The 6909-nt window shown below is 46.1% G+C and carries 5 protein-coding genes; 1 reads left to right on the top strand and 4 read right to left on the bottom strand.

What is annotated here, in order from left to right:
- Positions 1-226: 226 nt before the first annotated feature.
- Positions 227-2380, bottom strand: coding sequence for a caspase family protein (locus QT974_RS28745; RefSeq protein ID WP_333471800.1), 2154 nt, complete (start codon positions 2378-2380; stop codon positions 227-229).
- Positions 2381-2584: 204 nt separating this feature from the next.
- Positions 2585-3766 (bottom strand): sulfate adenylyltransferase, encoded by a 1182-nt coding sequence (gene sat / locus QT974_RS28740; RefSeq protein ID WP_333471799.1) that lies wholly within the window; start codon positions 3764-3766, stop codon positions 2585-2587.
- Between the two features lie 149 nt (positions 3767-3915).
- On the opposite strand from sat, the gene QT974_RS28735 reads away from it, so the two are divergent.
- Positions 3916-4683 (top strand): FkbM family methyltransferase, encoded by a 768-nt coding sequence (locus tag QT974_RS28735; RefSeq protein WP_333471798.1) that lies wholly within the window; start codon positions 3916-3918, stop codon positions 4681-4683.
- A gap of 83 nt (positions 4684-4766) precedes the next feature.
- On the opposite strand, the gene QT974_RS28730 is transcribed toward QT974_RS28735, so the two are convergent.
- Positions 4767-5894: a glycosyltransferase gene (locus QT974_RS28730; protein ID WP_333471797.1), complete on the bottom strand. Its 1128-nt coding sequence runs from the start codon at positions 5892-5894 to the stop codon at positions 4767-4769.
- A 297-nt stretch (positions 5895-6191) separates the two neighbouring features.
- Positions 6192-6794 (bottom strand): hypothetical protein, encoded by a 603-nt coding sequence (locus QT974_RS28725; RefSeq protein WP_333471796.1) that lies wholly within the window; start codon positions 6792-6794, stop codon positions 6192-6194.
- Positions 6795-6909: the final 115 nt, after the last annotated feature.

The following is a 6909-nucleotide window of genomic DNA, read 5'->3' as shown; positions in this document are numbered from 1 at the left end:
TATCGGCTCTATTCATGAAGTTATTTATGTCCTCACCGATGTGGCGGTTGCTATAAATGTCGGACAACTTACAATACTGCGGTTGATGGCGATTGAAATTTGAAAGTTTCGATTGGCGATCGATCGTTTCAGAATTTGGGCTTTGACTTTGGTTGAGATTGAAACTCGATTTGGCACTTGCAGATATTTAAAATATCTGTTGTATAAAAAGCGCTGGATTTTGAAATTAAACTATTCGACAAACAAAACTTAAAGTTGCCCAAGCACGCACATCCAAAGCCAAATCGTCCGTCGATATGCCCATTTTCTGCACGCCCGGTATGCTAGCAGCGTGCAAATCTTCCAATACTGCCCGCGCTACATTTAAAGGATTCAACAGCACTAAGGGCACGGCTTCCCTCGTTTGCTGCAATTCCACGGCCGCCAGAGTTCGATCGAACTGTGTCTCACTAAATATAATTCTGGTTGCCATCAGTCCGTTTGCCCCAGATATCGGCCACCCGAAAGCCCCAGCCGCCGGCACGCTCAAATTCTCGCCCGGGGCGATCGCCCGCGACATACCGGTTGCCGAGTATTGGCCCTCAGTACCCAGCACTGACAGCCGTCCGGCGCTGTCGGAGCAGAACACCGCAAAATAAACCGGGCGATCGCCCTCATTATACAACCTGTATTGAACTCGGCTGCCGTTTTTCACACTTAATATATCAAAATGAGTCGATTTCTCGCTTTCTCCGTTCAGAGGTTCGAGGCGGTAACCACCGCCAGCGCGCACCGGCTCCCGCTGCGCCACAACCCGAGCTTGCGGCGCCAGAGTTGCTAGCACCGCGCGCACCTTCAGCCGCGAAGACCCCTCATTGGCAGTCAGCCGCAGCAACTTCGCCGCCAGCAGCGCCTTCAACTGCGGGGTTAACCGCTGCACCGCCATCTTGATCGCTTCCCCGCCGTCGCCCTGAGTATCGGGAATCAGTATTTGACCCAAGGAAAACAAACCGTAGCGACCTTGATACAAAGCAGGATCGTAAGCAGCCGCAGGAGTTTGAGCGACAATTGTTTCCGGAATTCTGCCGAACCGGAAGTCTGCTGGTTGCTCGCTCCCCACTGCCGAAACTTGCGGCACAGTCGCAAAGGCGCTGGTGCCATCCACCCGCTCGATGCGTTCCAAACCCGAATCTAAAGCTACTGTCAAACCGATGTTTCGCGGCAATACCCGAATTTCTTCCCTCACCAGTTCGCCCGCGGCTAGTTCGCCATCTAAAACTTGGGCTTTGGCAGACAAACCCGTGCGTCCCCGCAGCAACAGCTTTGCACCTTGGGAGGAATTCACAGCAAACACAGAGCCCGCTGCTGACTCCAAAACCCCGGGCGATAAGCCACCCAGCCACAACTGCACAGTTTTGCCGCCGTCTTCTACCGCTGTCACCGCGCCGTCAGCAGCAGGCGAATTTGACATTAAACTTCTGGCAAAATTCACAGCTTCCCCGCCAACTGTCAAATCGTCATTGCGAATTTCCGGCTGCTGCGGTAGCCAACCCATTTGCTCGACTTTACCCGCGGCGCGGCTCACACAGACGCTGAAGCTGCTGGCGGGAGTTGCACACCACAGGGTTTGGGTGAGCGCGTAGGTAAACAAACCTGCACTAAATCCGTTCCACTCTTGTTCGGCGGCGAGTTGTGAAGGAGCAGCCGCGGCAAGTACGGCGGCTGCCGAACGCAGATTGGGGCGCGATTTGAGACCTGCGGCGAATGTTAGTTCTGCTAGCCCTGGCTGCCCGATCGTGGGACGGGGGCGGGAGCGAATGCGAAAGTTGCCGTTTTTGGGGAAACCCGGATAGGAGTAGCTGGTGTCCAGGATGGCGATCGCCTGTTCTGTGGCGAGCGATCGCACCAACAGCAGCACAGTTTCCTCTAAAATATCGTTTACCGATCGGTTTTCTAACAGCGGTAAAACGTCATCCGCCGGCACCAAACTGTTTTGCATTTTGCCATCGGAGTCGATCGAACCGACTCGGCTACCGCATCCGCTAAAGTGAAAAACCACCACATCACCAGGTTTTGCTTGTTCGCTCAAATGAGTGACAAAAGCCGTCTCGATATTTTCCCTAGTAGCTTGAGCGTCAGTCAAAGTTAGGATATCTGACGGCACAAATCCAAACCGATAGATCAGGAGTTCCCGCTGCAATTCCACATCCGTGACGCAGCCGCGCAGGGGCGAGTCCGGATATTTGTCAACGCCGACCAACAAAGCCAATTTGCGGGCGCCCGGCCCTGCCAAGGCTTGAAGGTAGCGCGAACCCAACTGCCGCCAACCCGCCTCGCTGATGCCGAGCGTCGCTAGCACCAGGCCAGCTTGCTGCAAAAATTCCCGCCGCTTCAGTCCCATTTTTAAATAGCTTTGGATTTTCCGTTTTTTATTTTAAGTTAAATTACCCAATTTTGGTCGATGATTTAATTAGATTGTGAGGATTTAGTATTAAGACAATTGTTAATTTTTAACTTTTGAGTCTTAAATTGAAAATTTCAACTTAAAACTCAAAAATTAAAATTCAAAACTATTGAGAAGACTGCCAAGAGCCTGGTTCAAGACTTAAATTTCGTAACTAAAAATATTCATAGCCTTGGCCAACTCAGCGGCGACTTCCGGGCGGGAAAATTGCGGTGGTGGCAATTTGCCAGCGCGCAGCATTTCGCGAACTTTGGTTCCCGACAAGTGCACCCGCTGTTCCGGAGTGCTGGGACTTGTTTTAGTTGTAGCCATTTGTTCCGTCAGCTTGCAATAGAAAGCGTGCTCGAATTTCATCGGCACAATTCCCAATTCTCCCGGCTCAAATTCGTCAAAAATGTATTGAGCATCATAAGTGCCGTAATAATCGCCGACTCCAGCGTGATCGCGCCCCACAATAAAGTGAGTGCAGCCGTAGTTTTTACGGATTAAAGCGTGAAAAATTGCTTCTCTGGGCCCGGCGTAGCGCATCGCCGCCGGATTGATTGCCAAAATTACGCGATCTTTTGGATAGTATTTTTCTAGAAGAATTTCGTAGCAGCGCATCCGCACGTCAGCCGGGATGTCGTCATCTTTAGTCGTACCCACTAGCGGGTGCAGAAACAAACCGTCTACTGTTTCTAAGGCACATTTTTGGATGTATTCGTGGGCCCGGTGGATCGGGTTTCTGGTTTGGAAACCGACGATGGTTTTCCATCCCTTTTCTTTGAACAGGATTCTCGACTTCGCCGGGTCAATTTGGTATTGAGGGAATCGGATATCTAGTTCGCGTTCCAGCAGCCACACTTCCCCTGCTAGGTTCACTGGCCCGGCTTGGTCTACTACTTGGACGCCCGGGTGTTTGAGGTCGTCGGTGCGGTAGACGTTGATTACTTCTTCTTCTTTGCTGTAGCGGTATTTTTCTGTAAGTTCCAGTACGCCGACAAATTCGCCATTCGGTGAGTCGAGGCGCACTCTTGTACCTTCTGTGAGAGTGTCGGCGACTGCTTGGCTGACTCCAAGAGTGATGGGAATCGACCAAGGCAGGCCGTTGGAAAGGCGCATTTGTTTGACGACCGATCGATAATCAGCTTCGCCCATGAACCCTTTGAGGGGACTGAAGGCGCCGATCGCGATCATTTGCAGGTCAGAGAGCGATCGTTCCAAAAGCTGGAGTCGCGGCAAAACTTCTGCTTGGTCGAAAAATTCTTGTCTTTGGTCTAGTGTGGCAATGCGGTTGACCAGGATGCCGCCGTGAGGGGCAATGCGGTCTGGATGCTGGCTCATGTCGATTTGAGGTTTTGGATTGTAAGATGTTGGACTTTAGCTGCCAGAGTATATCCTACCAAGGTATTGTTACAATTAATTAATTTTTCGAGTTTACTCGAACACATACCATACCTTATATCTAGAAACTATGATTTATGGGGTCAGTTATGACACTTTATAATTTTTTAGTAAAATCTATCGAGTTCTGGCAAAAGCATTCAGGATTGACAAATCTTAAAACTCATACTATTTATACCAAATTAATAGACTCTCAGTCTTTAGTTATCGATTTAGGCGCAAATGTCGGTCAATTCAGCCAAGAGATAAGTCGTGAATTTAATTGTCGGTGTTACGCCCTAGAAGCCGTTCCTGCCGTGTATTCTCAAATCACAGAAAACAACTTAGTCAAAAAATTTAACTGTGCTATTTCAGACCAAAATCAACCTATTGATTTATATCTTTCAGAAAATAGAGAATGCCACAGCGTTAGCCAGCAAGCAGCTAGCATTCACGGTCTTCAGGGAGTTATATCAGTCGAAGGAATCACCCTCGATACTTTTTTAAATAACCATAAAATTGAGTCAATTGATGTCTTAAAAGTAGATATTGAAGGTGCTGAAGAAGCCCTTTTTAACTCAACCAGCGATGCCACGCTCTGCAATATTAAGCAAGTCACTATAGAGTTTCACGACTTTGTTCCCGGTTCTATTAGCGCTGATGAAGTCAAGAAAATTGTCAACAGATTAAAAAGATTGGGTTTTGTCTGCCTGCCATTTTCATATTTGTTGCCAGGCATTGATACCTGTGATTTTTTGTTTGTTAATACAAAGCAGTGTAAAATTTCCTATAAAGACTGGGTGGGCTTTCAAATTATCAATTTGCTTCTCTTAATACAAAAAACTAAATCATCTATCTCTACTCAGTTCAGCAATTAAGCGCCAATAAACTATTATATTACTCAAAATCAGCGAGCAATTGACCGCACAGTTAAGCATCGCGCTATTCAAATCTATAGCGTTTATTTTTTTACAGGAAGCTGGTTTGCGACTAATTTGTGATGAAGCGTTTTCAGTTCCAGCAACTCTTCGCGCAGCAGGTGAGGTAGGGGAACGCCTACTTTTTCCAGCATAGCCTGAATCCGATATCTCCAATCGTGACGAGCTAAACTTTCAACATAATTGCGCTTGTAAATAGACTGAAGCCGCTTCGTATCCTGTAAAAGTTCTGCAATTAATTCTACACTTTTTTGAGGATGATCGGGCAACTCAATAGTTGCATCTTCCCAATCAAACAACTTATCCATTAGAGGTGTAGTGGGACGTTTGCCAACAATCGCGCCACCAGTCGCAGCCCCGTAAAACCACCGCAGCGTAACAAACGAGTAAGGAAACTTACGCATCCCGGGATAGAGCGTATCAAATGCTAAGGTAATCTTGCTATTTCTGAGAATGTGAAATAGCAGCATAGTATCCTCCTGATCTTGCCGCTGTTCGTAAGGCAATTTGGGATACATTTCTTCCCTCCGGGCTGTCGATTTATAGTAAATTTGTTCCGAACCCGGTTGATTGAATTTATTAAGAAAGGCATTGTGGTACTGTGCGGGTATCCGCCCGAAGCTGGTTATATCTAGCGAACGTTTGACTTGACACGAACCTTGAGCGAGAACATCTGCACCAAAAGGCAGCAGCGATACTGGTATATTAAAATGTTGCGTTAGTTCATCTATAACTTGGGGTAGCGGCACGAATAAATGATCTAGATGATAGACATTTTCTGAGTAACTGTTTGTATCCCAAGCATCGAATACATAACCGATTACCACATCAAAACGCTGCCGCCAGTTAGGTATGGTCGATAGCAGTTCCATATTGGCGCCTGAAAGCCCAATTGTTAGCAAAACATTGGGCTTGTTCGACAGTTCGGGTAATGAATCTAACTTATAGAAACCCGTAGTAGACTTGATAGCTTTACGAACAATTCGCTTAGCAAGTGGTGGCATTCCCTCCGAATGCTCCCGCCAGTAGGTGGCTGATGGTATCAAAAGTTGTGCGTTGCAGGTGCGTACCAGAATATTTTCTAATTCAAAAACCGGGTCCCAGGAAACATGGGAGGATAAAGCCCGTGAAGAGATGATGAAAATATTCATAGCTAATTTTTATTTGAGTGTGGGGTTTCCACTATTATAACGATCGAGCCAAGGCTACGGTCAATACAATTAGGAGTATTTCTTTAGGAACAAACTTGTTTGTTGCGCGCAGTTGTAGCAGTTTATACTAATATTTATAGCTGATTTATGTGAACATACTTTGGTAGCGGTAGCGCTACCGCCACAGCAAAAAAAATCCTAAGAAAATTAATTTACTTCGCTATCTTTGAATTTAAACTTCCCAGTTCCTGAGGCTTTAAGTTTGAACATCAAAGCTTTTTGATGGCAGCAATCGGATTAGTTATAATAATTAACTATTTTTTGTAAAGCCCCTAAAACCAAAGGAACATTATCGATATAATAAACATCATCATCAATAATTAAATGATTTTCTTCTAATTTAAGAAACCGCCAGATAACGCCCGTAGTCACGCAACCAAATACAGCAGGTCTTGAATTTTGTTGGCGTTCGTTAAAGAGCTGAGCCGCCACCATTTGTGCTGCACACTGGGGCAGACAAGATTTTATTTCTGGGCCCTTCGTTTCTCTGACCGCAAAAAATGGAACTTTTATTTCAAAATCAAACGGCACGTCAGACAGTAGAAAGTCGCATTCTCCGTGCAATCCCCGAGAAACATCTACCTCAAAAGACCAACCGGAAAAAATGGAAAATTGTCTGTTATTTTTTTCTCGAACTTCTAACAAAATAGGAGAAATAATTCGTTCAGAACGTTCTTTGGCAGTTGTTACGGCAGTGTTAGAACTAATTTCAAGCGCTCTCCACAGCCATGGGGAGGGTTCTAAAGGAATAATCTTGGCACTTGGTAAAATAGGATTTAGGGATATATCCAATCCAAACCGATCTTTTAATTGTTGGAAAGTGAAAGATGTGTAAGACATATTGCTGGGGATAAGTCGGTAAAAATAAATATCTGGTCATTCAGTTTTAGCTATGATATTATATCGTTTCCGGTTGCATCAGAATGATTTAACCGCGAAGGCGCAAAGGACGCAA

This window comes from Microcoleus sp. BM001215392 (assembly GCF_036700185.1).
Lineage (GTDB): Bacteria > Cyanobacteriota > Cyanobacteriia > Cyanobacteriales > Microcoleaceae > Microcoleus.
Note: the sequence above shows the minus strand (reverse complement) of the source record. Positions and strands in the feature narration are given on the sequence as shown.

Coding starts and splice junctions, on each gene's coding strand:
- QT974_RS28745 (WP_333471800.1), bottom strand. CDS start 2,380: ATGGGACTGAAGCGGCGGGAATTTTTGCAGCAAGCTGGCCTGGTGCTA.
- QT974_RS28730 (WP_333471797.1), bottom strand. CDS start 5,894: ATGAATATTTTCATCATCTCTTCACGGGCTTTATCCTCCCATGTTTCC.
- QT974_RS28725 (WP_333471796.1), bottom strand. CDS start 6,794: ATGTCTTACACATCTTTCACTTTCCAACAATTAAAAGATCGGTTTGGA.
- sat (WP_333471799.1), bottom strand. CDS start 3,766: ATGAGCCAGCATCCAGACCGCATTGCCCCTCACGGCGGCATCCTGGTC.
- QT974_RS28735 (WP_333471798.1), top strand. CDS start 3,916: ATGACACTTTATAATTTTTTAGTAAAATCTATCGAGTTCTGGCAAAAG.